This window comes from Sphingomonas taxi, assembly GCF_000764535.1.
GTDB lineage: Bacteria > Pseudomonadota > Alphaproteobacteria > Sphingomonadales > Sphingomonadaceae > Sphingomonas > Sphingomonas taxi.
The window spans coordinates 1-14,840 of record NZ_CP009571.1 but is presented as its reverse complement, the minus strand read 5'-3'; the positions used below and the strand labels follow the sequence as shown (position 1 = coordinate 14,840).

At 61.0% G+C, this 14,840-nt stretch carries 7 protein-coding genes, 3 tRNA genes, 2 rRNA genes and 1 other annotated feature; of the genes, 6 read left to right on the top strand and 6 right to left on the bottom strand.

The genetic code is table 11. The features are described 5' to 3' along the window. Positions 1–204: 204 nt before the first annotated feature. Positions 205–1,761 (bottom strand): MFS transporter, encoded by a 1,557-nt coding sequence (locus tag MC45_RS00070; protein WP_156143873.1) that lies wholly within the window; start codon positions 1,759–1,761, stop codon positions 205–207. 302 nt (positions 1,762–2,063) lie between these two features. On the opposite strand from MC45_RS00070, the gene MC45_RS00065 reads away from it, so the two are divergent. The 6 genes from MC45_RS00065 (at position 2,064) to MC45_RS20020 (ending at position 10,208) form a co-directional block, all read left to right on the top strand. Further along, a complete protein-coding gene (locus MC45_RS00065; protein WP_081974499.1) occupies positions 2,064–2,537 on the top strand; it encodes a RusA family crossover junction endodeoxyribonuclease in 474 nt (157 codons plus the stop codon). Further along, the gene (locus MC45_RS00060; RefSeq protein ID WP_038658122.1) at positions 2,534–3,187 is read left to right on the top strand and encodes a hypothetical protein; all 654 of its coding nucleotides are present in this window, start codon (positions 2,534–2,536) and stop codon (positions 3,185–3,187) included. The genes MC45_RS00065 and MC45_RS00060 overlap by 4 nt, the downstream gene beginning before the upstream one ends. 62 nt (positions 3,188–3,249) lie before the next feature. Then, complete coding sequence (locus MC45_RS00055) at positions 3,250–5,247, top strand: ATP-binding protein (protein ID WP_245640774.1); 1,998 nt, start codon at positions 3,250–3,252, stop codon at positions 5,245–5,247. After that, positions 5,244–6,023: a hypothetical protein gene (locus tag MC45_RS00050; RefSeq protein ID WP_052075414.1), complete on the top strand. Its 780-nt coding sequence runs from the start codon at positions 5,244–5,246 to the stop codon at positions 6,021–6,023. Before MC45_RS00055 ends, MC45_RS00050 begins: the two co-directional genes overlap by 4 nt. Positions 6,024–6,572: 549 nt before the next feature. Then, positions 6,573–8,285, top strand: a complete 1,713-nt coding sequence (locus tag MC45_RS00045; RefSeq protein ID WP_038658119.1) for a hypothetical protein — start codon at positions 6,573–6,575, stop codon at positions 8,283–8,285. Between the two features lie 90 nt (positions 8,286–8,375). Further along, the gene (locus MC45_RS20020; protein ID WP_425423999.1) at positions 8,376–10,208 is read left to right on the top strand and encodes a recombinase family protein; all 1,833 of its coding nucleotides are present in this window, start codon (positions 8,376–8,378) and stop codon (positions 10,206–10,208) included. Here MC45_RS20020 and MC45_RS00030 read toward each other — a convergent pair. The 5 genes from MC45_RS00030 to MC45_RS00010 form a co-directional block, all read right to left on the bottom strand. Then, positions 10,165–10,241, bottom strand: a tRNA-Met gene (locus MC45_RS00030). The genes MC45_RS20020 and MC45_RS00030 overlap by 44 nt on opposite strands. Positions 10,242–10,363: 122 nt before the next feature. Beyond that, positions 10,364–10,478: ribosomal RNA gene (gene rrf / locus MC45_RS00025) — 5S ribosomal RNA — on the bottom strand. A 178-nt stretch (positions 10,479–10,656) separates the two neighbouring features. Next, a 23S ribosomal RNA gene (locus MC45_RS00020) occupies positions 10,657–13,451 on the bottom strand. A gap of 395 nt (positions 13,452–13,846) precedes the next feature. Further along, positions 13,847–13,922 (bottom strand) — tRNA-Ala (locus MC45_RS00015). Positions 13,923–14,043: 121 nt separating this feature from the next. Then, positions 14,044–14,120: transfer RNA gene (locus MC45_RS00010), tRNA-Ile, on the bottom strand. Positions 14,121–14,299: 179 nt separating this feature from the next. After that, positions 14,300–14,840: a sequence feature (16S ribosomal RNA rRNA prediction is too short), on the bottom strand.

Sequence of the window (14,840 nt, the reverse complement as noted above, 5' to 3'; positions counted from 1 at the left end):
TTTGGACGATTCAAGGACCCACAAACGGACGTTCGAGCTCCCTTTCCTGCCTCCCAATTGCAGCCATTCGTTAATCGGGTTGAACGGCAGCTAAGTAGGCCCAAATCAGGCACCGGCGCAGCGGGTCAGGATAGCAGACAGTGCGCTTTCAAAGAGGGAAGCGCCGATAGGCGACGCTCCGCACGGCCTATGTTCTGCCGGCAGCTAAGCCTCCGCTTCTAGCTCACGTAAGCTGCGGCCGCGCGTCTCTCTACCTGAGCGTCCGATCAGTACCGCTGACAGCGTCATTGGTATGATCAGCGCAACTGCCGCGCCCCCCATCGTCGGGATCAGCCCAGCGAAGGCTCCTAGCTGGACAGCAACGCCACCAAATTTGCTACTGCCCGCGATCAGCCCGGTGGCACGTCCACGGACGCGTAACGCGTAGTTTTCGGCTGCATAGGGAAGTAGCACGGCGATCAATCCGTTTGCGCCAACCACCAGCAGCGCGATCACAGCGATCAGCAGTGGTGGCCAAGCCAGCGTAGGCGCCGGCAGTAGGGCTCCAGCAAGCCCGGCAAGTGTGAGAAGCACAGTGCCGATCAGGGTGCGCTTGCTGCTCCACCGGCTGTAAAGGAAGGCGGCGATCATGATCGTGGGCAGGGCAACGAGTGCTGAGCTGGCGATGATGCCGCTCGCAATCTCAGCACTAAAGCCTCGATCCTGGAGATCGGAAGGCAGCCATAGCAGCAAGCCGAAGTTGACGAAGCTCCAAGACAGGGCCGTGATCACCAGGGCGATGGTCAACTCGCGGTGGTGAGCCGCTGCGCTGCCAGCGTCCGCTGGCGCTGCTTGTGGAGCACGCCTGACGATGCCGAACTTGAGAGCCATGTCAGCCAGCTCCGCGTTCATGCCACGTTCCATCAGAAAGCGCGGGGATTCCGGAATCCACCTTGCCATCGCAAGCAGCAACAAACCGGTGGGAAAGCCCTGCAGCCACAAGCTACGCCAGCCGAACAGAGGCTCGAACAGATGCGCGGCACCGCTAGCTGCCAGGTAGCCGCCGACCAGTCCCGTACCGCCAACCAGCACAAGGACCCAACTTCTGTGCCGCGGAGGCATGATCTCAGCCAACAGCGTGTAGACGACAGGCAGCATGCCGCCAGCCGAGCACCCCATCAGAAAGCACATAACTAGGTTCCAGCTGTAGGAAGGCATAGCTCCGCAGATGGAGGTCGAGACGAACAGGATCGTGGACAACAGGATCGACACGCGCCGACCGTAAATGTCTGCAAGCCACCCCCACAGGAACGAGCCGACCGTGGTTCCGGTTAGGGCAACGAACGGCAGCAGAGCAACGGTAGACTTTGCAAGACCGTACTCCCCACGCATACCCGGAAGCACAAAGCCGAGCGTTGCTGGCTTCATCGTGTCGATAATCAGGCCGAGGGTAAGCACCAGCAGAACGGCCGCATGCGAGCGCGTCAGAGGGGTATCATCGGGCGCTTCAAATGCGGCGCCAGCGCCTGGCCTGTGATCAGGCCGTTTCTTGGGTAAAGCGCCAAATATAGCAGCCGGCACGCCGATGCCGATCAGCGCCATGCCCATGTACATCCATCCGTCCATAGGCATACCCGACAGGTGATTGCCCATCGTATGGGCCATCGCGAGCATCGGTAAGTGAAGGGCAACCCCAACGCTGATTGCCGCACAGCCTGTCCAGAAGAGCGGCCAGCGCTCTCCGACAACCGAGTTTCCGCGGCTTCTTCTGCCGTTCGCCATCCATTCACCCCCACCAGGAGCAGTGGCATACGCCGCACGGTTCGCCTGCTGCAAGCCGAGCACCCGCTGCCGGGGCACTGATCCGGCTGATGGCCTGCCGAATGGCGGCTTTCGAGCGAACGGATCGCCAAACCTAAGCGTCCGGCTCACGGTGCAATTGCCGGAACCGTCGACTTACGAGACCCACAGTCAGACATTCGCAGACCGTTGCCGGCCTTCAGGTTCGGTCATTCATTCATGTCTGCGGCGGAGGCGATCGCAAAGCGTTGCAAGTGACACGCTCCGTTGGCAAATTCGAGGCCATGACCGAAGTCGCGGAAACCGTCGGAACGACATGTGCGACCATGTTCCCGCTCGAATTCCACCTGACGGCTGTGCCGCTCTCCCTTCAGGCGAGCGGCGCTTCGAAGGAACGGTGGAAAGGCATGGTCGCCCAAGCCGCCCGACAACGGGCCGAGGAAACCGTTGAGTTCATCTGGCTCGACGACACTCCAGTGGCGGTCACGATTTTCTACTTCCCCACCGCGCCCATGGCCGGCGACATCGACAACATCGTGAAGCCCATTCTAGATGCGCTGAACGGCCAAGCGTATACGGACGACAGGCTGGTCGAGTGCGTGGTCTCGCAGAAGTTCGAACCAGAAGCCGCATGGTCGTTCGGCTCGCCCTCAGCTCCGCTGACGGCGGCGCTCGACGCCATCTCGGCCGCCGATGAGCCGCAACCTGTCGTATACATCCGGATCGACGACGATCTGAGCTGGAGAACACAAGCATGAACACAGCTCGGCATCAGGCCAGCCAGGAGGAGCTCAATATGCTTGCCTCGCTGCGCCGGCAGTACGAGTCGAAGGGTTTCTCGTTCGAGATGGAGCCCGACCTCCAAGGCTTGCCGGACTTCCTCCAATCATACGTGCCCGACGCGATCGCGCGGAAGGCGGGGGAGAACGTGGCGATTGAAGTCCGGAAGAGCCGAAGCCGGGCCAGCGAGTTCAGCCTGCATCAGATCAGGTCCCTGTTCGACGGCCATCCGGATTGGACGTTCGCCGTCGCCTACGCTGCGGAGGATCCGCTCAAGACACTGACGATCAAACCGGCAGCCGTGCCCGCGATCCGGCGCCAGCTGGCCGACGTCCGTGCTCTCATTACGCAAGGACAGAGCCGCGCCGCGTTCCTGCTCGCTTGGTCTCTCCTTGAAGCAACGCTTCTGAACGTCGAGGGCGAGCAGGAGGCACGCCCTCGGACTCCAGCGAGCGTCCTGCAAGGGCTGGCAATGCTGGGCCGCATCAAGCCGGAAACGGAGCGCCGCCTGCGTTCCGCTATCCTCCTGCGCAATGCCGTAGTGCACGGCGACCTGACCATGGAACCCACGGAGCAGGACGTCGACACCTTGGCGAACGTCATCGAAGAAGCGCTGTCTGAGGTATGAGCGAGGACACCCGCCTTGTTCGATCTGCCGATCCAGATCATGAAGAGCAAGCGGGAGGGGTCTTGGACAATAACGAACATATTTCGGTCGCCGTACAGGACGACTTCGTAGCGCGGCAGACCCGCGCGAAGCCGATACCGGCGCTCGCCGAGCTGATCTGGAACGGGCTCGACGGCGATGCGAGCACGATCAATGTCGAGTTCGCGCACGACGATCTGGCCCGCGGTATGTCGCGGATCGTGATCTACGACAATGGCGAGGGATTCCCCCGCGAGGAAGCCAAGCAGCTATTCGGCAATCTCGGCGGATCGTGGAAGCGGCTGACCCGCCGCACGCGCAAGGCCGGGCGGATGGTCCACGGCCAGGAAGGGCGCGGCCGCTACAAGGCCTTCGCGCTCGGCCAGGCGGTGACGTGGAAGGTCTGCTATAAGGCACAAGACGGCAACAGGGCGTTCGAGATCCGCCTGCTCGACGCCGATCTGACCGATGTCTCGATCAGTCCCGAAGTTCCCGCGCCGGAGCGGCAGACCGGAGTGATCATCACGATCGGCGACGTCCGCCGCGACTTCAAGGCGTTCGAAAGCGCCGAAGGACTGCAGGAGCTCGCCGAGATCTTCGCGCTCTATCTGATAAACTATCGCAGCGTGGCGATCCGGATCGGCGGCGAACGGCTCGATCCCGAGGCCGCGATCGCCAGCCAGCACAAACGCACTCTCGGCCCGATCACGGCCGAGGACGGCACCGAATATCCGGTCGAGCTCCACGTCATCGAATGGCGCAGCGACACCAAGCGCACCCTCTATTTATGCTCGGCGGAAGGCTTCCCGCTCGACCAAGTCGAGACCCGCTTCCACGTGCCGGGCTTCTATTTCTCGGCCTACCTCAAATCGCCTTATGTCGAGCGGCTCCACAACGAAGAGCGGATCGCGCTCGCCGAGATGGACCCTGCGCTTAACGGCGCGGTCGACCAAGCGCGGTTCGCCATCAAGGCATATTTCCGCGAGCGGGCCGCCGAACGCGCGCAGAATGTCGTCGATGAATGGAAGGCGGCCGACGTCTATCCCTATCGCGGCGAGCCGCAATCGACGGTCGAGAAGGCCGAGCGCCAGATGTTCGACATCGTCGCGGTCCATGTCCAGGAGATTGCCCCCGACATCGGACTGGTCTCGGACAAGTCGAAGGCGCTGCACCTGCGGATGCTGCGAAGCGCGATCGAGCGCGGCCCGGCAGAGCTGCAGATGATACTGAAGGAAGTGCTCGACTTGCCCGCGCGCCAGCAAAAGGAGCTGGCGGCCTTGCTGCAGGAAACGACGCTGTCGGCGATCATCACCGCCGCAAAGACGGTTGCCGACCGGCTGAAGTTCATCGCCGCCCTCGAGAATATCGTGTTCGACCCCGAGACCAAGGGACGGATCAAAGAGCGAACCCAGCTGCACCGTATCCTCGCCGAGAACACCTGGGTGTTCGGCGAGGAATATAATCTCTGGGTCAGCGACCAGGACCTCAAGCGGGTGCTCGAGCGTCATAAGCAGCATCTCGACCCGGCGATCTCGATCGACGATCCGGTCAAGGTGATCGGCAAGAAGCGCGGCATCATCGACCTGATGTTCTCGCGCGTGACGCGGCGCCACCGCGCCAACGACATGGAGCATATGGTCGTCGAGCTGAAGGCACCGAGCGTCAAGATCGGCGCGGACGCGATCACCCAAGCGAAGAAATACGCTATCGCGGTGCTCGCCGACGAGAGGTTCCACAGCGTAAAGGGGATACGCTGGCACTTCTGGCTCGTCTCGAACGACTATGATGCCTATGCGCGTAACGAGATCGACACCGGCCCCGACCCCGAACGGCGGCTGATCATGCGAGGCGGCAATGTGACCGTCGGCATCAAGACCTGGGGCGAGCTGATCGAGGAAAATCGCGCGCGGCTGCAATTCTTCCAGGAGCATCTCCAGCACACTGCCGACGAAAGTCAATCGATCAAATACCTCCAAGAAAAGCACGCGAAGTTCCTCGAAGGCGTGCTGGTCGTGGACGACGATGGCGATCCCGTCGCATGATTGTCGAAATCAACGAATCAATAGACGACTATTTCGACACAACCGACGCCATCACCTCGGCGTTGCGCGAGGAGAACAGTCCGATCCTGCAGACGCTGCACGGGTTCGACGGCTATTTCCGCAAGACGCTGTGGCGCGACGCAGGCGGGGTCGGGCCGATGGCGATGGTCCTGTCGATGAACGCCTACATGCTGTTCCTTGCCGGGGTGCGGGTGGCGATGACCGGCCATGTTACGGCGTGCTTTCCGGTGCTGCGAACCGCGCTCGAATCCGCCTGCTATGGCTATCTGATCGCAAAGGATCCCGAGCTGAGCGCGGTCTGGACCGACCGGCACAAGGATGTGGACTCCAAAAAGGCCTGTCGCAAGGCGTTCGGCAGCGCCGTCAACGATGTCGCGAAGTGGGTCGAGCGCGAGCAGCCAGGTGGCGGGCAATGGCTGGCCGACGCCTATGACGCGGCGATCGATTTCGGCGCGCATCCCAACATCAAGTCGGTGATCGGGCATGTGCGAATATTGGAGGACGTGCCGGAGGATCCTTATTTCCGCGTCAATCTGGCGGGGCTCTATGGCGCGGATCATTGGGAGACCCACCGAATGCTGATCGGCTGCCTAGATTTCGCGCTGGCGATCGCAGTGGTGCTGACGCGCGCGCTCGGCAATCCGGACCAGGAGCATCAGGAACAGTTGCAGGCGCTCAGCGACGAGAAGAACCGGGTCAGCCAAGCGTTCGTTTCCAGCAGGAGCGAAGCTGACGACGACGCGGCGCAGGCCTGATCAACCGATTGCCGAAATCGTAACGGCGATCGATCCATTCTCTAGATTGCTTACGATCGACAGGCTTGACTTCTCGAGTTCGTCTTAAGCCAGCCGTAGCTATCGAGATCCATCCGCTGGACGTTAAACAGCCGAAATTAGGGTGCTCAGCTGAGACGGCGCTCTTGATGAACGAGTGCCCGGTTTAGCTTGCCAATCCCCGAAAGCGGCCGTGCCGCTTCCCACCATACCCGGTCGTTCGCCCCCCCCCGCCCCGCCGCCTGAACGAGCGTCCGCTTACTTTGATAGGCGCCCGAAAGCGGCCAGCCCGCTCTCCACCAACCTTGGAAACAGACCTTCTGGTTTGCGCCTTCGCCGCTTGGTATTTTTTGGCAGTTTTGTTTCCACGCGCGTGGGTTGCACGATCCTCTTCTGCTCGAAGGCGAACTCGGAGTTGCGAGACCCGGGCTCGACGACGATGAGCGCGCCGCCGCCAACTTGGAGGACGCGCTGATTCATCAATCGTCAGCATGTGCCGGGTCAGGCTCCGTGGACGAGCGGAGACGAACGATGAATACGATCGACAACAACGCCAACGAGCCCGAGGCGACTCCTTCGGCGAAGCTCATGAAGAAGGCAGCGGGCATCGCCTATGCCTATTTGTGCAACGCCTTCGAGGATGCGCAGGACGACGAATGCATCGACTATCGCCTGATGGGACGCATCGCGAGAGAGATCGCGTGCGAGATCGACAACGGCGCGGTTCACGCCGCCAGCACGCTGGATGGCGCGCGTATGGTTTTGGCGTCATGGTGCATGAAGGTCGAGGAAGCGCGCGACGACCCCGAGCTACCGGTCACCATCGAAAGCGCGTACCTCGCGCACAGCATTGCCATCTCGCTTGGCGTGCCACATCTACTGCGCGGCACGACCACCGACCCGCGTGGCTTCTTCGTCCGCCACAGCGTGGAAGCGGCGACGCTGCTGCGGGCGATGTTCGACGGGGACACGCCGCTCGACCGCGACCTCGCCAGCGTAGCAGGCTTGCCGGACAGCAATTCCGCAGCCGAGCGGGCCCTCGCTGCCCGCAATGCCGACGTGAAAGCCGGCTGCATCGTTGCCCCATCGCCACATTCCGACCGCGAATGGTGGCGCCGCGCCGAGGCGGCAGACCAGGCGGCGCTGACGAAGGTCTTCCCGCAGAGGAACTTCGAGCGGGTGCTCGAGCCATCGATGTATGAGTATCTGACGCCCGCCGGTGAGGCCATGCTGTACAGGCTGGATACGATGAAGACGTCGCGGAGCCGCGCGAACAGCTGGGAGGAGCAGGCGGTCAATTTGACGAGCCGGTACATCTGCGATGGGTTGAGCCAGCATGGCTGGCGCATGGAACATGGGCGGCTTGCAGCCGCAGCAGGACGTCACTTCAATGCGATGGCCGCGGGAAAAGAGCATGCCACGACCATCGTCGACAGTGCGCGCATGATCCTCGTCGACTGGGCGGTGACAAGCAACCGCGCCGCTGCGGCCGGGAGTGTGCTGGTCCTCGGCGTGGCGCAGGACCGCGCCACGCGAGCGCTGGAAGACGCTGGTCTTTCGCATCTGAGCGCTGGCGATGAGCCGCACCTGCGCCCGCAGGCACTGCACGAGCAGGTGCGCGATGCCGCGCGCCGCGCCGTGTCGCTCGATCGCGGCACGAGGCTGGATGTCGATCTGCACCGCTTCAACGATACGCTGGTCGCAGGCAATGTCGCCGCAAGCGGTCGCCTGGCCGAGCAGCGCGCGGCCGACCGCGGTTTCGTCCACCCGCACGGAGAGACGGCTGCGGGCGTCGCAAGCTGGGCGGAACGGCAGGCTCGTGAAGCCTCCACCCGCGTCGCGCTCGACGAGGCGACGTCGGCGCTGCGAGACTATCGCGCTCGCTACACGCAGCCGGCACCCCCGATCATCTATTTCGGCAAGCGCGGGCGTGCCGGCTTCGAGCCAGACGAACTGGCGGCCTTTGAGCCGCAGGTCGCGCATCCCGGCGAGCGGGTGCGGGTTAGCGCACCCGGGTACGACACTGCCGGCGCAATGACGATTGCCGAGACGCATGCGTTTCGCGGACCGGAGGGCCGTCTGGTCGCCCGGTACCGGGTGGACGGCCACGACCGTGATTACTGCGACGAGGATCTGGTCCGTTTGGGTCGCCGACATACCGACGACGGGCGCGTACTGCTCGACCGCACGACGTGGCCCCCCCCCGGTGAAAAAACTGAGCCTGGTGGCGAGCCGCGCGATTAACGCCGGCATGAGTATGTGACACGGTGCGACCAGCACCCGGAGACGGCTGCCGGTCGCGCATTTTTCTTACCCACGCGCGTGGGTTGGACGATGCTTTTCTCCTGTGGACTGGTGGATGGAACACCGTCCCCTCCCTGCGCGGCCACCCTCCACTCCCGAATCGGCACGCCATGCCGCGGCACTGGCGCTCGCCAGACTGCTTGCGCGCGATCTCGCGCGGACTCATCTTGGCACCTCCAGCCGCCGCGATGGAGACGTGAAGTGATAAGGGTCGCGCTCTACGCCCGCTACTCGACCGACATGCAGAAGCCCGAGACCATTGCGGTGCAGAACGGCAACATGCGGGTCTATGTGGCGAAGGCCGGCTGGCAGGAAGTCGGCGCATGGGCGGACGAGGCGATCTCGGGCGCAACGCTGAACCGCCCCGGCATCCAGGCACTGCTCGCGGCCTGCGAGCGCCGCGAGGTCGATGTCGTGCTGGCCGACGAACTCGACCGTGTGTCGCGCGGCCAATCGCACACTGCCAAGGTCTACGAGCGGCTGCAGTTCCTCGGTATCCGGCTGGTGACGGTGGCCGAAGGCGAGATCACGCGGCTGCACGTCGGCATGAAGGGCACGATGAATGCCGAACAGATCTCGGCGACGTCCCGCAAGACCCGAGATGCGCTCGCCGACCGGCACATGAAGGGCCTGAATGCCGGTGGCCGCGCCTATGGCTACGATCTCGACTTCCAGCTCGACGCGCGTGGCGACCGCATCCCCGGCCACCTGAAGGTGAACCCGGCCGAGGCGGAAAACATCGTGTGGATCTGCGAAGAATATGCCGCCGGGCGCTCGGCCAAGGACCTCGCCGCCGACCTCTACCGCCGCGGCGTGCCCGGTCCGCGCGGCGGCAAATGGTCGGCCTCGACCATCAACGGCAACAAGAAGCGGGGGACCGGCATCCTCAACAACCAGGCCTATGTCGGTCGCCCCGAGCATCAGCGCCAGACGTTCCGCAAGGACCCGGAAACCGGCAAGCGCCACGCCTTCGCAACTGCCGAGGGCGTGAAGAAGACTGCCGAGGCGCCGCATCTGCGCATCCTCAGCGACGAGCTGTGGGCAAAAGTGAAGGCACGTCAGGAACAGACCGCCTGCCCGCACGGCCCCGACGTGACGCCGTTCTGGGCGAAGCAGCGCCCGAAATACCTGCTGACCGGCAAGGTCACATGCGGCGTATGCGGCTCGAACTATGGCAAGGTCGGAAAGCTGCGCTCGGGCTGCCATGCGCGCAGCAACTATGGCGAGGCCGGCTGCAGCAACAACCTCACCATCCGGATCGGCGAGCTTGAGGAGCAGGTGCTCGCGGCGCTGAAGGACGATATGCTCCAGCCCGACGTCATCGAGGCGTTCGTCGCTGAGTATGTGGCCGAGAGTAACCGGCTGGCCCGCGAGCGCGACCGTGACGGTGCAGCGCACCGCCAGGAACTGAAGGGGGTCGAGGCCGGGATCCAGCGGCTGACCAACGCGATCCTGAATGGTGTGGACGCGACGCTGGTGCGTGACGAGCTCAACCGGCTCGGCCGCCGCAAGGCTACGCTCGAGGATATGTTCGGCGAAGCGCCCGAGCCATCCGCCCCTGCCCTGTTCCATCCGAAGCTGGCGCAGGTCTATCGCGAAAAGGTCGACAACCTGCTCGCAGGCTATGCTCTCGAAGCCAGCCGAGCGCAGGCACAGGAGGTCATCCGCGGACTCATCGAGCGCATCGTGCTGACGCCGGTGGGTGGCGTGTTGCGCGTGGAGATGACCGGCGACCTGGCTGCGATGCTGACGATCAGCCAGGCGGGCGGACATAAAAATACAGCGGGAGCGGAAGCTTCCGGAGTACGACAAGTTAAAATGGTTGCGGGGACAGGATTTGAACCTGTGACCTTCAGGTTATGAGCCTGACGAGCTACCGGGCTGCTCCACCCCGCGACAGGGTTGTGACGCGAACGCCCCCGCTGTTTGGGCGGGGGTGTTGGCATCCGTCACCGGATGATGAATTGTGTATGGGTTCTTTGCCCTAAGCGTGTTGCTTCGTATCCGCCGGCTGCAATGCCTGGCGACGACCTACTCTTCCATCGCTTGAGCGATAGTACCATCGGCGCAGTCGGGTTTCACGGCCGAGTTCGGGATGGGATCGGGTGGGACACCGACGCTATAGCCACCAGGCAATGAAGCGGGCGGATGCGAAGCGGGCTTGGGGGTAACCCGTCGCAATTTGCATTGTGACGGGTTTTCAAAATCGATGCACCTTTGTGAAGGTATGTTCTGGCGTTCGACTTGTATCATCCACGCCGTCGCTGACGTTTCGCTGGTGACCCAGGATTGTCATTGATGGTGTGAGACTCTCAAGCGCGAATAGGACAATTAGTATCGGTTAGCTCCATGCGTTACCGCACTTCCACATCCGATCTATCAAGGTCGTGGTCTCCGACCGTCCTATGAAATCTTATCTTGAGGGAGGCTTCCCGCTTAGATGCTTTCAGCGGTTATCCCGTCCGTACATAGCTACCCTGCTGCGCCGTTGGCACGACGACAGGTACACCAGAGGTACGTTCAACCCGGTCCTCTCGTACTAGGGTCAACTCCTCTCAAATTTCGACGCCCACGGCAGATAGGGACCAAACTGTCTCGCGACGTTCTGAACCCAACTCACGTACCACTTTAATTGGCGAACAGCCAAACCCTTGGGACCTGCTCCAGCCCCAGGATGTGATGAGTCGACATCGAGGTGCCAAACAACCCCGTCGATATGAGCTCTTGGGGGTTATCAGCCTGTTATCCCCGGCGTACCTTTTATCCGTTGAGCGATGGCCCTTCCACGAGGGACCACCGGATCACTATGACCGACTTTCGTCTCTGCTCGACTTGTCAGTCTCGCAGTCAGGCGGGCTTATGCCATTGCACTCTAACAGCCGGTTTCCAACCGGCCTGAGCCCACCATCGCGCGCCTCCGTTACTCTTTAGGAGGCGACCGCCCCAGTCAAACTACCCGCCACAGAGGGTCCCTGTTCCGGCTTACGGAACGAGGTTAGACATCAGAAAACAACAGGGTGGTATTTCACCTATGGCTCCACGTCAGCTGGCGCCGACGCTTCAAAGCCTCCCACCTATGCTACACAGTTCTTTCCTAATGCCACTCTGAAGCTGCAGTAAAGGTGCACGGGGTCTTTCCGTCTAACCGCGGGTACTCCGCATCTTCACGGAGAATTCAATTTCGCTGAGCATGTCCTGGAGACAGTGGGGAAGTCGTTACGCCATTCGTGCAGGTCGGAACTTACCCGACAAGGAATTTCGCTACCTTAGGACCGTTATAGTTACGGCCGCCGTTTACCTGGGCTTCATTTCAGAGCTTGCACCCCTCCACTTAACCTTCAGGCACCGGGCAGGCGTCAGGCCCTATACGTCGTCTTGAAGCCGACTTAGCAGAGCCCTGTGTTTTTGCTAAACAGTCGCTACCCCCTGGCCTGTGCCCCCAACAAGAGCTTGCGCCTATGTTGGGCCTCCTTCTTCCGAAGGTACGGAGGCAATTTGCCGAGTTCCTTCAGGACACTTCTCTCAAGCGCCTTGGTATACTCTACCTGACCACCTGTGTCGGTTTCGGGTACGGTCTATACGGTGGGGCTATTTCCTGGGACAGTTTCGAAGCCCGGCCAATCCGTTAAGGCCGAACAACACACACCATCCGTCACACACCACCAGGCCCACGAATATTAACGTGGTTCCCATCGACTACCCCCTTCGGGCTCGTCTTAGGGGCCGGCTCACCCTGCGCGGATTAGCCTTGCGCAGGAACCCTTGGTCTTTCGGCGAGAGGGCATCTCACCCTCTTTATCGCTACTCATGTCTGCATTCGCACTTCCGATACCTCCACGACCCATTACCAGATCGCTTCACAGGCTTACGGAACGCTCCGCTACCGCGTGGATAAATCCACACCCTAAGCTTCGGTGTATCACTTGAGCCCCGTTACATCTTCGCCGCAGAAACCCTTGTTTAGACCAGTGAGCTGTTACGCTTTCTTTAAAGGATGGCTGCTTCTAAGCCAACCTCCTGGTTGTTTTGGGATTTCCACATGCTTTCCCACTTAGTGATAACTTGGGGACCTTAGCTGTAGGTCAGGGCTGTTTCCCTTTTGACGACGGACCTTAGCACCCGCCGTCTGTCTCCCGGATATCACTCCTAGGTATTCGGAGTTTGGTTAGAGTTGGTAGATCTCGCGACCCCCGCATCCATCCAGTGCTCTACCCCCTAGGGTGTCCATCCGAGGCACTACCTCAATAGTTTTCGCGGAGAACCAGCTATTTCCCGGCTTGATTGGCCTTTCACCCCTAAACACAACTCATCCGGTAACTTTTCAACGTTAATCGGTTCGGACCTCCAGTGCATGTTACTGCACCTTCATCCTGGTCATGCCTAGATCGCCGGGTTTCGGGTCTAATACTTCAAACTCAGTCGCCCTATTCAGACTCGCTTTCGCTGCGCCTACACCTAACGGCTTAAGCTTGCTTGAAACATTAAGTCACAGACCCATTATGCAAGAGGTACGCTGTCAGGCCTCAAGGACCCTCCAACTGCTTGTAGGCAATCCGTTTCAGGTACTGTTTCACTCCCCTCATCGGGGTGCTTTTCACCTTTCCCTCACGGTACTAGTTCGCTATCGGTCATGTACGAGTATTTAGGCTTAGAGGGTGGTCCCCCTATGTTCAGACAGAATTACACGTGTTCCGCCCTACTCGAGTCCGTTTACATCACTTTCGCATACGGGGCTGTCACCCGCTATGGCGCTACTTTCCAGAAGCTTCTGCTAGTTGAATAAACGGCACTGGCCTGGTCCGCGTTCGCTCGCCACTACTAACGGAATCTCGGTTGATGTCTTTTCCTCCAGCTACTGAGATGTTTCAGTTCACCGGGTTCGCTTCACGAAGCCTATTTTATTCAGCTAAGTGATACCTGTTTCCAACTAACCCCGCTCGCCGCCTTGCGGCGACGGTCGAGATTAATCGGATAGGTGGGTTTCCCCATTCGGAAATCGTCGGGTCAAAGCTTGCTCACAGCTCACCGACGCTTATCGCAGCGTGCCACGTCCTTCATCGCCTGTACATGCCAAGGCATCCACGAATTGCCCTTACCTCACGCTTGAGAGTCCACACCACCAACGACAACACTGGATCGACGCCCATCGGGCGGCGACACGAAACTCGGCAGAGCAGTGCAGCGTGGTTCTACCAGGCGTCCTTTACGGACACCCTCTTGGTGCGGATGATTATAATCTCAGCCAGATTGTCGGATATGCGTCTCCACCGAACGCTTGCGCGCTCAGCTTGTCTCGCAATCCATTAGTGATTGAAGCCGATCTGGAGACGCTCGCTCGCGTCAGCCTCGCGGCCGACCCTCACGGTCGTTTGTCCAAACCGACACCATCACGGCATCGATTTTAAGAACCCATTCACAATGTCAAAGAGGGAGGCTTGCTCCCAATACCGCTGCCTTGCGACAGCGGATCTCGTGTCTTCATCTCTGGAAAATATCGGGAGTGGTGGAGCCTATCGGGATCGAACCGATGACCTGATGCTTGCAAAGCAACCGCTCTCCCAGCTGAGCTAAGGCCCCCTACCAAACTCCGCGTGCCGTCAGTCGCAGCAAAGCTGCGCCTTATGGCGCGCTGTGCTGCGCTGGCCGCACTTGCAGCCGTGCGAATTAGCTCTCGCTAATTCGTCTCGCTGCTGCGCGATGGTGGGCCGAGTAGGAGTTGAACCTACGACCTCACGCTTATCAGGCGTGCGCTCTAACCACCTGAGCTACCGGCCCATCGCACATGCCCGGCTGACCACAAGGGCCGCAGGCGGCGTGAGCCAGCTCAGGCGCACCGCCGTCAGGCGGTGTTTCCAGGATGAAGGGACATGAGGACGGCGGCAAATGTTCTTTGGAATGGAGGAAGCTCTTCTCCCGGGACGAACCCAGAAGCGCTTTACCGCCGATATCCTTAGAAAGGAGGTGATCCAGCCGCAGGTTCCCCTACGGCTACCTTGTTACGACTTCACCCCAGTCGCTAAGCCCACCGTGGTCGCCTGCCTCTCTTACGAGTTAGCGCAACGCCTTCGGGTGAACCCAACTCCCATGGTGTGACGGGCGGTGTGTACAAGGCCTGGGAACGTATTCACCGCGGCATGCTGATCCGCGATTACTAGCGATTCCGCCTTCATGCTCTCGAGTTGCAGAGAACAATCCGAACTGAGACGGCTTTTGGAGATTAGCGCACTCTCGCGAGTTTGCTGCCCACTGTCACCGCCATTGTAGCACGTGTGTAGCCCAGCGCGTAAGGGCCATGAGGACTTGACGTCATCCCCACCTTCCTCCGGCTTATCACCGGCGGTTCCTTTAGAGTCCCCAACTAAATGATGGTAACTAAAGGCGAGGGTTGCGCTCGTTGCGGGACTTAACCCAACATCTCACGACACGAGCTGACGACAGCCATGCAGCACCTGTGTTCCAGTCCCCGAAGGGAAGAGATCTGTCTCCAGAATCGTC